This is a genomic window from Nitrospiria bacterium, from assembly GCA_035498035.1.
GTDB lineage: Bacteria > Nitrospirota > Nitrospiria > JACQBZ01 > JACQBZ01 > JACQBZ01.
In genome coordinates, this window is record DATKAN010000025.1 from 164816 (window position 1) to 181615 (window position 16800).

General features: G+C 57.6%; 19 protein-coding genes, 1 tRNA gene and 1 pseudogene. 17 read left to right on the forward strand and 4 right to left on the reverse strand.

Annotated features, from left to right (window positions below; genetic code table 11):
* Positions 1-19: 19 nt before the first annotated feature.
* From rlmN to VMN77_05190, 5 genes are all read left to right on the forward strand, one after another.
* Positions 20-1072, forward strand: coding sequence for a 23S rRNA (adenine(2503)-C(2))-methyltransferase RlmN (gene rlmN / locus VMN77_05170; protein HTN43173.1), 1053 nt, complete (start codon positions 20-22; stop codon positions 1070-1072).
* 117 nt (positions 1073-1189) lie between these two features.
* Positions 1190-2509, forward strand: a complete 1320-nt coding sequence (locus tag VMN77_05175; protein ID HTN43174.1) for a pitrilysin family protein — start codon at positions 1190-1192, stop codon at positions 2507-2509.
* Positions 2510-2516: 7 nt separating this feature from the next.
* A complete protein-coding gene (locus VMN77_05180) occupies positions 2517-3893 on the forward strand; it encodes a pitrilysin family protein (protein HTN43175.1) in 1377 nt (458 codons plus the stop codon).
* A gap of 62 nt (positions 3894-3955) precedes the next feature.
* A complete protein-coding gene (larE, locus tag VMN77_05185; GenBank protein ID HTN43176.1) occupies positions 3956-4771 on the forward strand; it encodes an ATP-dependent sacrificial sulfur transferase LarE in 816 nt (271 codons plus the stop codon).
* Entirely contained in the window at positions 4771-5445 is a 675-nt protein-coding gene (locus tag VMN77_05190) for a hypothetical protein (GenBank protein ID HTN43177.1), read from the forward strand. Before larE ends, VMN77_05190 begins: the two co-directional genes overlap by 1 nt.
* A 10-nt stretch (positions 5446-5455) precedes the next feature.
* On the opposite strand, the gene atpF is transcribed toward VMN77_05190, so the two are convergent.
* Genes atpF through VMN77_05210 form a run of 4 tightly spaced genes read right to left on the reverse strand, consistent with a single transcriptional unit; the run spans position 5456 to position 7188 of the window.
* Positions 5456-5962, reverse strand: coding sequence for a F0F1 ATP synthase subunit B (gene atpF / locus VMN77_05195; GenBank protein HTN43178.1), 507 nt, complete (start codon positions 5960-5962; stop codon positions 5456-5458).
* Between the two features lie 3 nt (positions 5963-5965).
* Entirely contained in the window at positions 5966-6196 is a 231-nt protein-coding gene (gene atpE, locus VMN77_05200) for an ATP synthase F0 subunit C (GenBank protein ID HTN43179.1), read from the reverse strand.
* A 21-nt stretch (positions 6197-6217) separates the two neighbouring features.
* Positions 6218-6943, reverse strand: coding sequence for a F0F1 ATP synthase subunit A (locus tag VMN77_05205; GenBank protein ID HTN43180.1), 726 nt, complete (start codon positions 6941-6943; stop codon positions 6218-6220).
* Positions 6944-6951: 8 nt separating this feature from the next.
* Positions 6952-7188: an AtpZ/AtpI family protein gene (locus tag VMN77_05210; protein HTN43181.1), complete on the reverse strand. Its 237-nt coding sequence runs from the start codon at positions 7186-7188 to the stop codon at positions 6952-6954.
* 167 nt (positions 7189-7355) lie between these two features.
* Between VMN77_05210 and gltX the strand changes: the two genes are divergently transcribed.
* The 12 genes and pseudogenes from gltX to pgm all read left to right on the forward strand — a co-directional run bounded on the left by gltX (position 7356) and on the right by pgm (position 16798).
* Positions 7356-8789 carry a glutamate--tRNA ligase gene (gltX, locus tag VMN77_05215; protein ID HTN43182.1) on the forward strand — a complete coding sequence of 478 codons (1434 nt, stop codon included), beginning with the start codon at positions 7356-7358 and terminating at the stop codon, positions 8787-8789.
* 61 nt (positions 8790-8850) lie between these two features.
* Positions 8851-9402, forward strand: coding sequence for a DUF4136 domain-containing protein (locus VMN77_05220; GenBank protein HTN43183.1), 552 nt, complete (start codon positions 8851-8853; stop codon positions 9400-9402).
* An 81-nt stretch (positions 9403-9483) separates the two neighbouring features.
* A complete protein-coding gene (locus VMN77_05225) occupies positions 9484-10017 on the forward strand; it encodes a DUF4136 domain-containing protein (GenBank protein ID HTN43184.1) in 534 nt (177 codons plus the stop codon).
* 223 nt (positions 10018-10240) lie between these two features.
* Complete coding sequence (locus tag VMN77_05230) at positions 10241-10768, forward strand: DUF4136 domain-containing protein (GenBank protein HTN43185.1); 528 nt, start codon at positions 10241-10243, stop codon at positions 10766-10768.
* A 226-nt stretch (positions 10769-10994) separates the two neighbouring features.
* A pseudogene (locus VMN77_05235) lies at positions 10995-11252 on the forward strand (PAS domain-containing protein).
* A 357-nt stretch (positions 11253-11609) separates the two neighbouring features.
* The gene (locus VMN77_05240; protein HTN43186.1) at positions 11610-12005 is read left to right on the forward strand and encodes an ATP-binding protein; all 396 of its coding nucleotides are present in this window, start codon (positions 11610-11612) and stop codon (positions 12003-12005) included.
* A complete protein-coding gene (locus tag VMN77_05245; protein ID HTN43187.1) occupies positions 12002-12643 on the forward strand; it encodes a response regulator transcription factor in 642 nt (213 codons plus the stop codon). The genes VMN77_05240 and VMN77_05245 overlap by 4 nt, the downstream gene beginning before the upstream one ends.
* Positions 12644-12802: 159 nt before the next feature.
* A complete protein-coding gene (locus VMN77_05250) occupies positions 12803-13207 on the forward strand; it encodes a response regulator transcription factor (GenBank protein HTN43188.1) in 405 nt (134 codons plus the stop codon).
* A gap of 49 nt (positions 13208-13256) precedes the next feature.
* Entirely contained in the window at positions 13257-13889 is a 633-nt protein-coding gene (locus tag VMN77_05255) for a hypothetical protein (protein ID HTN43189.1), read from the forward strand.
* A 165-nt stretch (positions 13890-14054) separates the two neighbouring features.
* Positions 14055-14128 (forward strand) — tRNA-Gln (locus VMN77_05260).
* Positions 14129-14317: 189 nt separating this feature from the next.
* Positions 14318-14935, forward strand: coding sequence for an outer membrane beta-barrel protein (locus tag VMN77_05265; GenBank protein ID HTN43190.1), 618 nt, complete (start codon positions 14318-14320; stop codon positions 14933-14935).
* Positions 14936-15121: 186 nt separating this feature from the next.
* Positions 15122-16798 (forward strand): phosphoglucomutase (alpha-D-glucose-1,6-bisphosphate-dependent), encoded by a 1677-nt coding sequence (pgm, locus tag VMN77_05270; protein ID HTN43191.1) that lies wholly within the window; start codon positions 15122-15124, stop codon positions 16796-16798.
* Positions 16799-16800 lie beyond the last annotated feature (2 nt).

Sequence of the window (16800 nt, forward strand, 5' to 3'; positions counted from 1 at the left end):
ACTGTGTTAAATTAAACCCATGCAAACGGTGAATCTCAAACAGCTCTCCTTTGACGAGTTTGACGGCTTTATGCGGGATCTGGGCTGGCCGAGGTATCGCGCTCAACAGCTCCGGGACTGGATCTACAAGAAACACGTCTCCCGGTTCGATGCAATGACCAACCTGTCGAAAACCGACCGAGCGGTTCTTGAGACGCGGGCTAGGATCGGGGAACCCGAGTTGGTCCGGCGGCAGCGTTCCACGGACGGGACGCAGAAGTTCCTGTTTCGTATGGCCGATGGTCAGGAAATCGAGTCCGTCTTGATTCCGGACGAAGACCGCAACACCCTCTGTATATCGACCCAGGTCGGCTGCACGCTCGACTGCACTTTTTGCCTCACCGGCACCATGGGCCTCCTTCGCAATCTCAAGGCCCACGAGATCGTCGATCAAGTGCTCTGGGTGCTGAGAGACCTCGAATCGGGAGTTCCCCTGACCAATGTAGTCCTCATGGGGATGGGCGAACCCCTGGCCAATTACCGCGAGGTGACCGAGGCCTTGAAACGGCTGACGGATCCGAAAATGGTCGGCCTTTCTCCCCGCAGGATCACCCTTTCCACCTCCGGTCTCGTTCCTCAGATCAGAAGGCTGGGAGAGAGCGGATTGAACGTAAACCTAGCCGTCTCCCTCAATGCGACAACCAATGCGGTTCGGGACCGCTTGATGCCCGCGGTCAACAAACAATTTCCCTTGGAAACGCTGCTTCGGGCCTGCCGGGACTATCCCCTCCCGCCCCGCCGGCGGATATTTTTCGAATACGTCCTGTTAAAAGGCGTGAACGATTCCGAGGAGGACGCCCATCGCCTCCTCCGGCTGCTCAAGGGCCTGCGCTGCAAAGTGAATCTGATCCCGTTTAACGACTATCCCGGCGCTCCCTTTGGTCGTCCGGACGATGAAACCGTGCTTCGCTTTCAAAAAATCCTGATCGAAGGACACCTGGCGGCCTTTATACGAAAAAGCCGCGGCCGCGACATCTTGGCCGCCTGCGGCCAACTCCGCACCGAGAAAAACGACGTAACGGTCATAAATTGAGGCGGAATGAAACCGGCCGGGTGACGAGCCCACTGGGGCTGCGGAAGGTTGGGACCCTCCTGCACTCGCGAGATCCGCAGTTGACAACACCAGAGGCTCTTGTTTAGGATGTCTCCTATGCCGATCTTATTGGGTCTCTTGTTCACATGGCTCTTGTTTTTTTCATCCTCTCCGGCCCTGGCCCGGGAGATTCAGACCCGCACCCTCGAGAACGGGCTCAAGGTCATCCTCGTCGAAGAGCACAAAGCCCCCGTCGTGACAATCCAGATCTGGTATCGCGCCGGTTCGAGGAACGAGGTCACGGGAAAAACCGGGCTGGCCCACCTCACGGAACACATGATGTTCAAGGGCACGCCCAAATACGGAAAGGGCGAATTCTCACGGATGATCGCCAAGGTCGGCGGGACCGAAAATGCCTTCACGTCGAAGGACTACACCGCTTATTTCGAAAACCTTTCGGCGGATCAAATCGGCTTGGCCTTGAACCTCGAATCGGACCGGATGACGAACCTCCTGCTGGACACGAAGGAATTCCAACTGGAGCGGGAAGTGGTGAAGGAAGAGCGGCGCCTTCGGACGGACGATGACCCTCAAAGCTTGGTTGTCGAGTACCTCTACGCCATGGCCTATCTGGTCCACCCCTACCACGCCCCGACGCTCGGATGGATGACGGACCTGGACAGCCTCGTACGAAACGACGTCACGGCCTTTTACAAACGGTATTACTCGACCAACAATGCGATCCTCGTCGTCGTGGGGGATATCAATCCCGAGCAGCTGTTTCCCAAAATCCAGCAGACCTTCGGCCGGGTCCCGAAGGGTTTCCCGGTTCCGCCCTTCCATATCGTCGAGCCGGAACAAAGCGGCGAGCGGCGGTTCGTGATCAAGAAGGAAGCCCAATTGCCGTTTGTGTTTGCCGGCTACCCCGTACCCAATTTTTCCCATCCGGACAACTACGCCCTGGGGGTGCTGGCCAATATCCTGTTCTCCGGGAAAAGTTCCCGCCTCTACCGCAGCCTGGTTTATGAACAGAAACTCGCCCTCGATGTCGGCGGTGAATACCCGAATCTTTCGGCCAATCCGGATCTGTTCTACCTTTACGGCATTCCTCCGCCGGGCAAGAACGCGGACGATCTGGAGAAGGGGATCTACGCCGAGATCCGGAAGGTGTCGACCGAGCCGATCTCCGACCAGGAACTCCAAAAAGCCAAGAATCAGATCGAGGCCGGTTTCATCATGGGTCAAGATTCCAACTTCTTTCAGGCCATGCAGATCGGAAGCGCGGAAGCGGTCGGCGCGGGCTACGGCTACCAGGAATCCTATGTCGAAAACATCCGCAAAGTCACAAAAGAAGATGTGATGCGCGTCGCCAAGACCTATCTGATCGAGGATCATCGCACCGTGGGCATACTCATCCCTCAACCTCACAAGGAATAGAATCTCCATGTTGGATTCCCGAACCCGCATCGCGACCCAATGGCTTGTCCGGCTGGTCTTGTCCGGGACGATCCTCTTTTTCTGCCGGCCCGTTCCGACCGAAGCGGCCGGCGCGGCGACTCCCTTTTCGCCCAAACGCCTCGTCACCGACAATGGCATGACGGTCGTCATTCAGGAGGCGCACTCCCTGCCCGTAGTCAATGTCCAGGTGATCGTCAAGGCCGGTGCCGTTCTGGACACGGACGACAAGGCGGGGCTGGCCAATCTGACCGCCGAGCTTTTAGATGAAGGGACCGCCACGCGAAGCGCCACCCAGATCGCGGACGCGGTCGATTTCATCGGGGCCGGCCTCTCCGCGGACGGCGGCGAGGATTATGCGACGGCCTCGCTTCGGGTTCTGAAGAAGGATCTGAATAACGGCATGGACCTTCTCTCCGATATTCTACTCCACCCGTCTTTCCCGGAGCCTGACTTGGAGCGTAAGCGTCAAGAGATCCTGGGTGAAATTATCTCCGAGAAGGATCAACCCGGAGAGGTGGCCGACAAGGCCTTCAATCAGATCGTGTTCGGCGCCCACCCCTACCACCGGCCCTCGGAAGGCACGGAGCAGACCTTACCGGGCATTACCCGCGCGGATGTCTCCCAATTTTACGAACGGTATTATCATCCGAACAACACGATCATGACGATCGTGGGCGACATCACCGAAGCGGAGGCCCTTGATCTCCTTAAAACCTATTTCGGTTCGTGGGCTCGGGCTCCGATTCCGACCCTAACCATTCCCCCCGCAGTCGGCCTGGAAAAACCCGTCGTCAAGCTGATCGATAAGAATCTGACGCAGGCCAATATCATTCTCGGTCACCTGGGAATCGACCGGAAGAACCCGGATTATTATGCCGTGACCGTCATGAACTATATCCTGGGAGGGGGAGGTTTTTCCTCGCGCCTCATGACCAAGATCCGCGATAATCAGGGCCTCGCTTACAGCATCGACAGCCATTTCGATGCCAGTGCCTTTCCCGGAAGCTTCACCATCTCGCTGCAAACCCGGAATGCGGCGGCCCAGGTGGCCATCGACGGGGCCATGGCCGAACTTCGCAAAATTCGGACCGCGCCCGTCACCGACCGGGAATTGGAAAATGCCAAGGCCTTTCTGATCGGCAGCTTCCCGCTTCGGATCGACACCAGCGCAAAGATCGCCGGCTTTCTCGCCCAGATCGAGTATTACGACCTGGGTCTGGATTATGCCGAACGTTATCCCAAGCTCATCCGGTCGATCACCAAAACCGATGTTCAGCGGGTGGCGCAGAAATATCTCGATCCGGATCATTTGGCCCTGGTGGTGGTCGCCAAACAAGACGAGGCCAAGATCCGGCCAAATTAGAAATCGTGTCGTCTTCGTCGCTACCCGCAAGAAGAATTCGACGCGAGCCCCCGTTATAAACCATGGATACGCGGACCCATCAAAATCTTGAGCGATTGCAAAAAATCTTCCAGGGGATGGATTCCGTCCTGGTGGCTTTTTCGGGAGGAATCGACAGCACCTTGGTGCTTAAAATCGCCCACGATGTTCTGGGAAGCCGGGCCGCCGCCGCAACCTCCGTTTCGCCCACCGTGCCTGCCTCCGAATTGGAAACCAGTCGCCGGCTCGCCAGCCGGATCGGCGCAGCGCACCACTTGATTCCTTCCATGGCCATGGAGCGACCCGAGTTCAGCCAAAATGGTTTGCGGCGGTGCCACGCCTGCAAACAGGATCTCTATTCGAACGGCGCGCGTCTGGCCAAGGAGCTGGGCCTGCGATGGTTGGCAAACGGCACCAATCTGGACGACCTCAAGGATTTCCGACCGGGGCTTGAAGCGGCCGAGGCCTTCGGCGTCCGAAGCCCTCTGGTCGAGGCCGGCCTCGATAAAACCCAGATCCGTCTTTTGGGTCGTGCGCTCGGGCTTCCCAATTGGGACAAACCCGCCGAGGCCTGCTTGTCCTCCCGCGTCCCTTTCGGAACGCCGATCACCGTGGAACGACTGGGCCGAATCGAACGGGCCGAGGAAGTTTTAAAGAAGGAGGGGTTCCGACAGGTGCGAGTGCGCGACCATGGGGAGGTGGCCCGCATCGAGGTCGCGGCGGCGGACCTGGCCCGCCTGCTCGATTCCCCCCTTCGAGAGCGGGTGATAGCCGCCGTACAGGAAACCGGCTTCCGATATGTCACGATGGATCTCCGGGGCTACCGACAGGGAAGCCTCAACCCGGAGTCGGCTCCATAATGGGTTCGAAAACGGGATCCCGGATCACACCAGCGTTGCACGCAATCGCACTGACCGCCGGGCTGTTCATCGTCGGCGCGGCCGTCGGCGAAACGCCCCCCCCGCCTCCAACGGCCGCAGGCCTTCCCGATCTTTCGGCCGAACTCCAGACGACCTTGATCGACCTGAACGGCCACCGGTCGCTGTCGACGGTTCATATTCTCCGGTCCGGCCAATCCGTCCGGTACGAGCACAATAATTCCGACCCGCCCGAGGTCTGGATCATGGATTTTAAGGAAATGAAGGAATACCGGATCTATTCCGGGGACAAGATCTATTTCGATACGCCGATTTCCGCTCGGTTGTCCCTTAAAGCCCAACGCGAGGGACTGATTCCGGAAGAGGACCACCCGGAGTTGATTGAAACGCGGTTTCTTCTAAGGGAGGACCGGATTGACGGACATCCTTGCGACATCGTCCTCCTCGTCCGTTCGATCAAGGACCGGAAGGATCTCGGGAAGGATTACACCTTGCGGTGGGAAGCCCGCGACCTGAATGGGCAAACGCTTCGCATCGCCTACTTCGAACCGAATTCCACGCTGGCCGTCATCGATCTCCAGGCCGTCCAGACGGGCCCGGTTGATCCGGGGCTCTTGCAGCCCCCCTCGGGATTCGCCAGCATGAGTCCGTATTGACCCTCCGGGGCTATCGCTTGGACGGCGGGGTGATTTCCCGCACCGCCTCGTCGACCAACCGCCGGTGGTCCGCATCGGTCAGACTTCGGGCCAAAACCTTTTCGGCCGCCAGAAGGGTCAGATCCACGGCGGTGCGCTGGATTTCTTGCAAGGCCTGCTGCTGGTCCCGTTGAATTTCGGAACGGGCCTCGGCCAGCATCCGCTGCGTCTCCTGTTCCATCCGCCGCTCATTTTCCTCGAGCTGGTGCTGGGCCTGCATTCGCGCCTTTTCCAATATCGCCCGGCCCTCTTCGTGGACTGATTTGAGTTTCGCCTCGTACTGGCTCAGAAGCTGGTGCGCTTCCTGTTTAAGTCGGTCCGCCTGATCCAGGCTGTCCTTGATCTTTTTTTCCCGCAACTCCAGCATTTCAAGGACCCCCGGCAGTGCAAAGCGCTTGAGCAGATAGAGAAGTATGCCGAAGGAAACGATCGACCAGAAAAGCAAGGGAGACAGAAAATGGGTATCGAATTGAGGCATGGGTTATTTCCGAAGGCCCAGGATGATGAAGGCCACCACCAGGCCGTACAGCGCGATCGCCTCGACCAGCGCGAACCCGATCCACATATACTTCCCGACCTTGCCCTCGGCCTCGGGCTGCCGGGCCACGGCTTCGATCATCTTTCCGAAGATGAAGCCGATGCCGATTCCGGCGCCGCCGAACCCGGCCGCGGCCAGGCCCATTCCCAATAACGCTGCTGCGTTTGCATCCATGGTTTTTCCCTCTCCTTTCAATTAATGTAATTTGATGGCATCGCCCAGATAAACCGTCGCCAGAATGGTGAAGATAAACGCCTGAATGAAGGCGACGATCACTTCCAAGATATAGACCGCCACGGTAAAAGCGAAGGGCAGCCAGCCGATCAGCGCTCCCCCCGCCAGCATCAGGCTGAACAGGACAATCAGGATCGTGTGCCCCGCCGTCATGTTGGCAAAGAGCCGGACGGCCAGGGTTACGGGCCGGGCCACCTGGCTCACCACCTCGATCGGAATCATCAGCGGGAGAAGCCATCCCGGCGTGCCCGGCGGCACCAAGATGCTGAAAAAATGAAGTCCGTGGACCATAAATCCCACGACCAGGCTGATCAGGTAGACCACGATCGCAAACAAGGCGGTCACCATGATCTGGCTGGTGACCGTGTAGGTCCCTGGAATGAGCCCGAGCAGATTGGCGAAAAGGATAAAGAAGAACAGCGTCACGATGAACGGGAAGAAACGCATTCCCTGCTCGCCCATATTTTCCATCACCAAGCCCCGAAGGAACTCGATGCTCATCTCAGCCAGGCTCTGAATCTTGGACGGAACGAGGCGGCGCTGACTAACGGCCGCCCAGAAGAACAGGGATACCGCCGCCACCACGACCCACATCATCACCACGGCCTGATTGATCGAGAGATCGAATCCGAAGAGATGGATCGGGATCAAAGGATGCAATATAAAATGATCAAGCGGATTTTCCATGGGTCCGTTTAACGCTCTTTCTTGTCGCCGGGCCGATCCCCGGAAGTGGCCATTTGATAGATGCTGCGAAATCCCGCCGCGGCCCCGATGAAAACACCCACGACCATGATCCAGGGACGCGTTCCAAGCCAAGTGTCCAAGAGGTATCCCAAAGCGGCGCCCACCACCGTTGAGACTACCAGCTCGACGCCGATCCGGGCCGCAAAGGACAATCCCTGACGAAATGGATCCTGCGGATCCGCCATACGAACCCCACCGAACGTGGGCAAACAAAGCCGTTATCTAATCAGAATTGTCGAATCTTGTCAAGGCGGAAGTTTTGCAACTCTTACATCGAGAGCGAAGCGGCGGGGCCGCCTGCGATTTAGCCTCTTCTTTACTTTATCCCCGGGTCCGTGCGATAATCCGGGCCATGACAACCTCCGCCAACGAAAAAGTCAGGGTCCGGTTTGCGCCAAGCCCGACCGGGTATCTCCATATCGGCGGCGTCCGAACGGCGCTCTTCAACTGGCTCTTCGCGCGGCACAACAAGGGGACCTTTATCCTTCGGATCGAGGACACCGACCGCTCGCGATCCACCGAAGAATCGATCCACACGATTCTCGACAGCATGCGCTGGCTCGGGCTGGACTGGGACGAAGGGCCGGTACGGCAGATGGACCGTCTCCCCGTTTATAAGGAGCACGCCGACCGCCTCCTCAAAGAGGGCAAGGCCTACCTATGCTATTGCACGCCGGAAGAACTGGAGCGGCGGCGAAAAGAAGCCCAGGCCAGGAAGCTCATTCCCCGTTATGACGGACGGTGTCGGGATCGGAAGGGCCCGGCTCCGGACCTCCCGGCCGCGATTCGGTTCAAGGCCCCGCAAACCGGACAGACCCTCGTGAACGATCTGGTCAAGGGCCTCGTCCGGTTCGACAACGCGCAGTTAGACGATCTGATCATGCTCCGCTCCGACGGCGTCCCGACCTACAACTTCGGCGTCGTGGTGGACGATTCCTTGATGGGAATCACCCACGTGATCCGCGGGGACGATCATTTGAATAACACCCCGCGTCAAATCCAGATCTACCACGCCTTGGGCTATGCCCTTCCGAAATTCGCGCATCTGTCGATGATCCTCGGTCCGGACAAAAGCCGCCTTTCCAAGCGTCACGGCGCGACCTCGGTGGGGGAGTACCATGAGCAGGGCTATCTCCCGGAAGCCCTCATCAACTATCTGGCCCGCTTGGGCTGGTCGCACGGCGACCAGGAAGTCTTCAGCCGGGAGGAACTGGTCGAAAAATTTTCCCTCGACAGCATCACCTCTTCGCCTGCCGTTTTCAACCCGGAAAAGCTGCTCTGGTTGAACGGTCATTATATCCATGAGGCGGACAGCCGGCGGCTGGCCGAATTGCTCAAACCTATTCTGGCCGGGCAGGGACATACCGGCGAAGCGATGGATGACCTCGTTAGGGACAAGGTTATCACGGCGGTCAAGTCGCGTTCTCGCACGCTGATCGAGCTGGCGCAGGGGACCACCTTTTTCTTCAAAGAAGACCTGTCCTATGACGAATCCGCCCGGACCAAATTCCTGACGCCGGAAATCCGGCCGGTGCTGATCGAGCTCGTGAGCCGACTGGAGGCCGCGGCGGCCTTCTCTGCACCGGAGCTGGAAAAAACCTTTAAAGGGCTTCTTGACCAGAACGGGTTGAAGCTGGCCCAATTGGCCCAACCCGTCCGCGTGGCCCTCACCGGCCGCACGGTGAGTCCCGGAATCTACGAGGTGATGGAGATCCTCGGGAAGGAGCGCAGCCTCGCCCGTCTAAAACAAGCGACCGACTGGATCACGACCCGTAACCCGAAGTAGCTGCTTTTCAACAAAAGATGAAGGCCCTTGCACCGAACCGGGGATTTTGATGGAGGTGTTCATGATAAACGCGAAGGGTGTAATCAAGGGATTGCGATTGTTTGTTTTGCTTGGATCGATGATCGGAACCGCCGCCTGTTCCACGGTCACGGTGAAATCAAGCGCCAAATATGACCCAAACTTCGACTACGCCCGTTTCAAGACCTTCAACTGGATGCCGAAGTCCGCATCGAGCGAAAACCTTCAACAGACCGCGGCCGCCGCGGAGGTGGGCCAGATGATCGAGTCCGAGGTGGAGAAGGGGCTGGAGGCACGAGGATTCAATAAATCTACCGCCGGGAAACCCGACTTTTACCTGAATTATCACGCCCGCGTCCAGACCAGAGTTGAACCCCAAGTCGTGACCTACAACTGCGGGCGGGGAATTTGCGGCCAGGGAATGGATATGAATCAGGTCAGGGAAGGAACGCTGATCCTGGACATCATCCAGGCCGACAGCAACGATGTGGTCTGGCAGGGAACGGCAGTCGCCGAGGTCGGGGATCCGTCCAGACGAAAGGAAATTATTGAAACGGCGGTCCGTCAGTTGCTCAGCGTGTTTCCTCCCAAATAAAAAAGGATCCCGCGGGGCCCGGGAAAAAAAAAGAACCGGCGCCACTTCACAGACTTGTCAACGAAAAATACGAACAGGGCGATGAAAGGGCTCCACCTTCTTTTACTGTTCTATATTACAACCTGGGCCGCCGCCTGCTCCACAATTACGGTGAACACGGTCTACGAGCCGGGCATCAATTTTGCCCGATTGAAGACCTACGCCTGGGTGCAACGACCGAAGGACAGTGATAACCTTCAGGAGGTGATCACGGCCGGGCGGGTGGGCTATATCATCGAGGGGGCGGTGGAAAAAGAGTTGGCCGCCCGCGGCTATGAGAAAGAAAACAGAGCGGGTGTAAAACCGGGCTTTTTTGTGGCCTACCGCGCACAAGTTAAGGAAAAGATGGAGCCGAGGGCGATCACCTACTCGTGTGGAGAAAGTATTTGTCCGCAGGGGATCGATTTGGTAAAAATCAGGGAGGGGATGCTGGTGCTGGACATCATCGAGGCCGATTCAAACCGGGTGGTCTGGCGGGGTACGGCGGTCGGGTTGATCGGGGATCCGTCCAAAAGACAGGAGGCGATTGAAGGAGCTGTCGGCCGCCTGCTTCAAAACTTTCCCCCGAAACAATGAAGGCGACCTCACGGAATTTGATGCCGCATCATCATCGCACAGATGACGTCCAGGATTTTTGAATTCGTCCGCACGTTGCCAAACCGTTTCCGCATCCGTGCCCGAAGCTATCCCGCAAGAAAGCGATTGACTTGATCTGCCCGGGTATTTCAAAATAGAGCCCCTTGCTTTTAAATTCGTTGGCAACCCGAATCTCGAACGGGACGAAAAAAAGAATAAATTCATGAACAGAGTCCGCACATTTTTCTTTTTAAGCATGATGACCTGGGCGACGGCCTGTAGTTCCTTCACGGTCACTTCGGCCTATGAGCCAACCGTAAATTTTTCCCAGATGAGGACTTATGACTGGATGCCCCGGAACGAAATAACCGACAAACCTCCGGAGACGGCCATTGCCGCACAAGTGGGCCAACTGATCAAAGAGGCGGTGGAAAATGGAATGACGAAGCGCGGATACGTAAAACGAAGCGGGGAGAACCCGGATTTTTTTCTGGCCTACCACGCGTCGGTCGAGGACAAGGTGGAGCCGCGGGTGGCAGACTACTATTGCGGAACTCGGATTTGCAATCAGGGAATAACGATCGACCGGTACAGGGAAGGGACGCTGGTGCTGGACATCATCAAGGCCGACTCAAAGGAAGTGGTCTGGCGCGGAACGGCGGTCGGCATCGTAGGGGATCCGACGAAACGTAAGGCCCTCATCGATGAAGCGGTGAACGAAATCCTGAACCAATTCCCGCCGAAAAAATAGGAAATCCTCACGGGCTCGCCCTCGGGGAGTCCTCCGGCGAGCCCGCGGCTTATATGATTCCAGGTGGCATTCGATGATCGGGTTTGTCGCTCTTGGATTCCTACAGGTCATCTTAATTTTTGCGGTATTATATTACCGCGCAAGGCTCCGGCGTTCCATCCTCAAGACCGGCGCCATGCAGGAGAGGTTCGGGACTCTTGCCAATGGCGCACCCGTGCTTATCTGGATGGCGGGGCCTGATAAGCTCTGCACGTATTTCAACAAGCGCTGGCTTGATTTCACCGGACGAACAATGGAACAGGAGCTTGGAAACGGGTGGGCGGATGGGGTTCACCCTGACGATTTTCACCGGTGTCTCGATACCTATATCACTGCATTCGACCGGAGAGAACTCTTTGAGATGGAATACCGGCTCCGCCGCGCGGACGGCCATTATCGCTGGATCTTTGATACGGGCAGCCCGTTGTTTTCCGAAGGCACTTTCCTTGGTTACATCGGGTCCTGTATCGACATTACCGATCGCAAGGAGATGGAAGAAACCCTGCGAAAGAACGAGGCGGCTCTTCGGTGGAGCCAGAGCGACCTCCAGAAACTGGCCTCCAGGTTGTTGACGTCGCAGGAAGAAGATATGCGACAGCTGGCCCGGGATCTCCATGATGACTTGACGCAAAGACTGGCCGTCCTGGCCATCGACGCCGGATTGCTTGAGCAAAAGTGCGCGGCCAGCCCTCCGGAGGTTCATCAGAAGCTTGCGGATATCAAAAAGAAATTGATCAAGATATCCGAAGACGTCCATAACCTCTCTCGCCAGATCCATCCTTCCATTATCGACGATCTTGGATTGATCCACGCCATTGAGGCGGAATGCTACGCCTTTGCCAAGAGCACCGGCATCGTCGTATCGTTCTCCCCCGAGTCAATTCCGGGACCGATTCCGCAGGATATTTCACTTTGCATATACCGGGTGATTCAGGAAGGCCTCCGGAATGTCGCCAAACATTCCAAAGCCGAGGAGGCCCATATTTCCCTTGCCGGCGAACCGGCAGGCCTGCGTCTCACCGTTCGGGACGCCGGGACAGGCTTCGACATGAACGAAGTAAGACATAAGGCCGGCCTCGGCTTCACCGGTATGAGAGAGCGGGTTCGTTTAATTCATGGCTCAATGTCCATAAACTCGGAGCCGGGGAAAGGCACGGTGGTGGAAGTCTTTGTTCCGTTCCCGGAGAAAAACCCATGACGAAGGCGCGTGTGATTCTTGCCGATGATCATAAAATTGTGATCGAGGGACTGAAAAGTCTTCTGGAGCCCGAATTTGATATTGTTGGGACGGTTCAAGATGGGCGCGAGCTCATCAACTCCGCCCAGAAACTTAGCCCTGATGTCATCGTGGTCGACATCAGCATGCCCGGGTTAAACGGGATTGAAGCGGTTCAATTTCTCAAACACACTCAAGAAAATGTCAAAGTTGTCTTTCTCACCATGCACCCCGATGTGGCCTACGCGGTGAAGGCCTTCGAATCGGGCGCCTCGGGTTATGTCCTGAAACATTCGGCCCCCGAGGAACTTATTACGGCCATCCGGGAATCGCTGAAAGGCCGGACCTACGTGACGCCGCTGATCGCCGGAGAGCTGATGCAGTCCTATAAGGCAGGGTCCCACCGGGATAGGGATACCCTCAACCAGCTCACATCGAGACAGCGTCAGGTCCTTCAGCTTTTGGCCGAGGGGCATTCCGCCAAGGAAATTGCCACGATTCTGGATATTTCGGTGAGGACGGTGGAATTCCACAAATATCGAATGATGGAAGACCTCGGAATTAATAACGGGGCCGATTTGATCCGTTATGCGATCAAGCACCGGGTTGTCTCTATTTGAAGTGATCCTTGAGGACATTATTTTCGAAAAACCCGTATTTTCCCTAGTTGTGTTCCCTGCCAATCTCTAGTACATCTTCGCATACAACATAAAATCACTCACGATTGATGGCGACGTTTCAGGCGGACTGTCGGAGCCCGTTTGAAAGGACGGAGGAGAATGCAAAGGCCCCGAATACTTTTGGCCGATTCACATCTTGGTATGCTGGAGGGCCTCCGGGACCTCCTGGAAGCCTCGGTGGATGTGATTTATATGGTTGTGAATGAAAAATCCCTGGTGGACGCCGTGGCCAGGGCCGCGCCCGACCTCATCATCGTGGACCTCTCCATGCCCGTAGCGTCGGAGGCCAATGTGGTCCGCCTCCTTCGAAGATTACGCCCTGAAATTCCTGTCATCGTTTTAAGCGTCCATGACGATCAAGCGGTCCTTCATGAGTGCCTTGCCGCCGGGGCCAAAGGGGTTGTGCTTAAACGGACAGCCGTCATCGATCTCGTTCCGGCCGTGGAAACCGTGATGAAAGGGGGAAACTATGTGTCCCCATCCATACGTTCAGCCCCCAATTAACCGCGTGAGGCGATTCTTCACGCTCGAATTTTCCTTGAAGGAGATAATCATGATGAAAACTATATATTTATCGGCCGCCATGACCCTATTCGGGGCGATCCTCCTTTCCTCTTGCGCCTCCACGCAAGTGACGGCCGCCTGGAGGGACGACGCCTATACCCAAACCCCCCAAAAAGCCCTGGTGTTACTCGTCACCGGGAAACCCACCCTCCTGCGGGTATTCGAGGACGAGTTCTCTCGGCAACTGAAAACCCGGGGCATCGAGGCGGTTCCCGGGTACAGCCTGCTCCCGCTGGACCGGAAGCTTGATAAAGAGGAAATCGCGGCCGCGGCGGAAAAAATCCATGCGGATACGGTTTTAATCACCCGTCTCGTGGACAAGAAATCCTACGAAACCTACTATCCGGGCAGCGTGTACGCCACACATCCCGGAGCGTACAATCCCGGCTGGAATGACTATTACTCAAGAGGCTTTGACTATTACCAGGCCACCCCCGGATACACCGTCCAGCGGGACATCCTGTATGTCGAAACCCAACTCTACGACGTCAGCAATCAACACCTGATCTGGTCGGTCATGACCGAAACGCTCGTTGGCGATCCCATGGAAACGGAGGTGCGATCGTTTGTAAAAATCATAATGAAAAACCTGTCGCAGAATCGCCTCGTGGAAAAGCAGTGAAAATGGAGCCGACGGAATTCGGCCGGATCGAGGATCCGGAAAAGGACCGAAAGATCGCTTGACCAAAGAAACCGGTTGACATGCTCCCCCCCGATGCCTCAGAATGATCCCCCGTCGGTCCATGTCCGGCCATTTCAAAGACCGTTATCATAGATCATACAAGGTTGGGGGATCGTCTAATGGCAGGACGACAGACTCTGACTCTGTCTATCGAGGTTCGAATCCTCGTCCCCCAGCCAATAGTTCACCCGGCCGATTTCAAGCCCCGTAATTTCAAATTCAAGGCCCCGGAAGCGAGCCGGCGACTGCCCGGCGTCTCCGACCTGGTAAATTTACTAAGCGGTGCTTCCCCGAGTTGAAACGGAAGGCCGGTCGTTTAAGATGCGGACAAGGCTCCCAGCGCCGGAAAAGGATAGGGTCGTCGTCCATTGCCGAAGTTATTACTCTTCACCATAATTATAATCCTTGTCGGGTCGCTCCCCGGAGCGGCCGCCGCGGCCTCGGGAATCGAAATCACCCCCTTCGCAGGGTTTCGATTCGGCGGTGTGTTTGAGGACGCCAACACCGGCGAGAGAATCGGGATCGATGAATCCGGGAGCTTCGGTCTGATGCTCGATTTCGACCTTGAGCCCGCCAAACAGATCGAGGTTTACCTGAGTCGCCAGAAAACCAAGCTTTCGGAAGGGGGGACGGTCACCGGCGATCCGAATTTCGACCTCACCGTCGACTATTACCACATCGGCGGCCTCTATGAGCTCGAAGGGGATCGCGTCCGACCGTTTGTTGCGGGGACATTCGGTCTCACCCGTATGGACCCGGAGGGGGCGGATCGGTCCACGGAATATCATTTTTCGCTGGCCCTCGGCGGAGGGGCCAAGATCCCCCTGACGGAACGTCTCGGTCTTCGGTTTGATGCACGCGGCATCTTCACCGCGGTAAACTCCAACACCACGATCTTTTGCTCCGGCGGCGGCTGCACCATTCGGGTGCAAGGCGGCGGGGTCCTTCAGGGGGAACTGACCGTGGGATTGACGTTTAAGTTGTGACTTTATGGAATCCGTGAGGCCTATTCAGGCGAAGGGTGTATTTTAAATTTCTCGATCGATCCCGAAGTGCATCCTAATCATTCTCGGAACCACGTTTCCTGAAGCCCCGTATTTTTGCGAGTTGAAACTGGGACCCCTCCCTTCCTATAATCTTTGTTGGATGGTCGGATACGGGAGGAAGAAAAAATGACGGCGCTTTCCCCCCTGGCAGGCAAGCCCGCCACAAAAGAGATGTTGGTGGACGTAGCCCGGCTGGAACGCGATTATTACGAGAAGCGGACCGATGTCGCGGATCCCAACCAGCGGGTGAGTTTCGGCACCAGCGGGCACCGGGGCTCGCCCTTGCGCGGCTCATTTACCGAAGCCCACATCCTGGCCATCACCCAGGCGATCTGCGACTACCGTCACAGCCGGGGCACGGACGGCCCGCTCTACATGGGCAAGGACACGCACGCGGTGTCCGGTCCGGCCCAGCGGACCGCGCTCGAGGTCCTGGCGGCCAACCGCGTCGAGACCGTCATTCAAAAGGAGGACGGGGTGACGCCGACGCCGTCGGTCTCCCGGGCCATCCTCGCCTACAACCGCGGCCGCAAGACTCACCTGGCCGACGGCATCGTCGTTACGCCGTCGCACAATCCGCCGGAGGACGGCGGATTCAAGTACAACCCGACCCACGGCGGACCGGCCGAAACCGAGGTCACGCACTGGATCCAGGACCGGGCCAACGAGCTTTTACAAAAGGGCAACGCCGGGGTCAAGCGCGTGCCGTTTTCCACGGCGATCAAAGCGGAGACCCTCCGACAGGAAGACTTCCTCCTGCCCTACGTCAACGACCTGCGAAACGTCATCGATTTGGACGCCATCCGCGCGGCGGGGCTCAAGTTGGCCGTGGACCCGCTCGGAGGCGCCGCCCAACCCTATTGGGAACCGATCAACGCCATTTACGGGATCGACATCGCCGTCGTCAATCCCGCGATCGACCCGACCTTTTCTTTCATGACGGTCGATTACGACGGGCGGATCCGAATGGACTGTTCCAGCCCGTACGCCATGGCCCGGCTCGTCGGGCTGAAGGACAAGTACCGCTTGGCATTCGCCAACGACGCCGACGCGGACCGCCACGGGATCGTCACCCCCTCTTCCGGCTTGATGAACCCCAACCACTATCTGGCGGTCGCCATCCGCTATCTCCTCACGCACCGTCCCCTCTGGTCGGTCCAGTCCGCCGTCGGCAAGACGCTGGTCAGCAGCAGCATGATCGACCGCGTTGTGCAGAAGCTCGGCCGCCGTCTATCCGAGGTTCCGGTGGGCTTCAAATGGTTTGCCCCCGGACTGTTCGACGGCTCGTATTGCTTCGGAGGCGAGGAGAGCGCCGGGGCGAGCTTTTTACGACGCGACGGCCGGGTCTGGACGACCGACAAGGACGGCCTGGTCATGAACCTGCTTGCGGCCGAGATCACCGCCTGCACCGGCCGGGATCCCGGCGAGCATTATCGGGAATTGACCGATGATTTCGGGGCGCCCCACTACACGCGCGTGGACACGCCCGCGACGCCCGAGCAGAAGGCGAAATTGGAAAAACTGTCACCCGAGGCGGTCACGGCGGCGACACTGGCGGGCGAACCGATCACGGCCAAGCTGACACGCGCCCCGGGCAACGGTGCTCCGATCGGCGGGCTCAAGGTCGTGACAGCCAGCGGGTGGTTTGCGGCCCGGCCTTCCGGCACGGAGAACCTCTACAAGATTTACGCGGAGAGCTTCAAGGATCCGGCTCATCTGGACGCGATTGTGAGCGAGGCCCAAAAGATCGTCAACAATGCGTTGGAATCATCCAAGCCCGGACGCGACCGGCAAAGGGATTGACC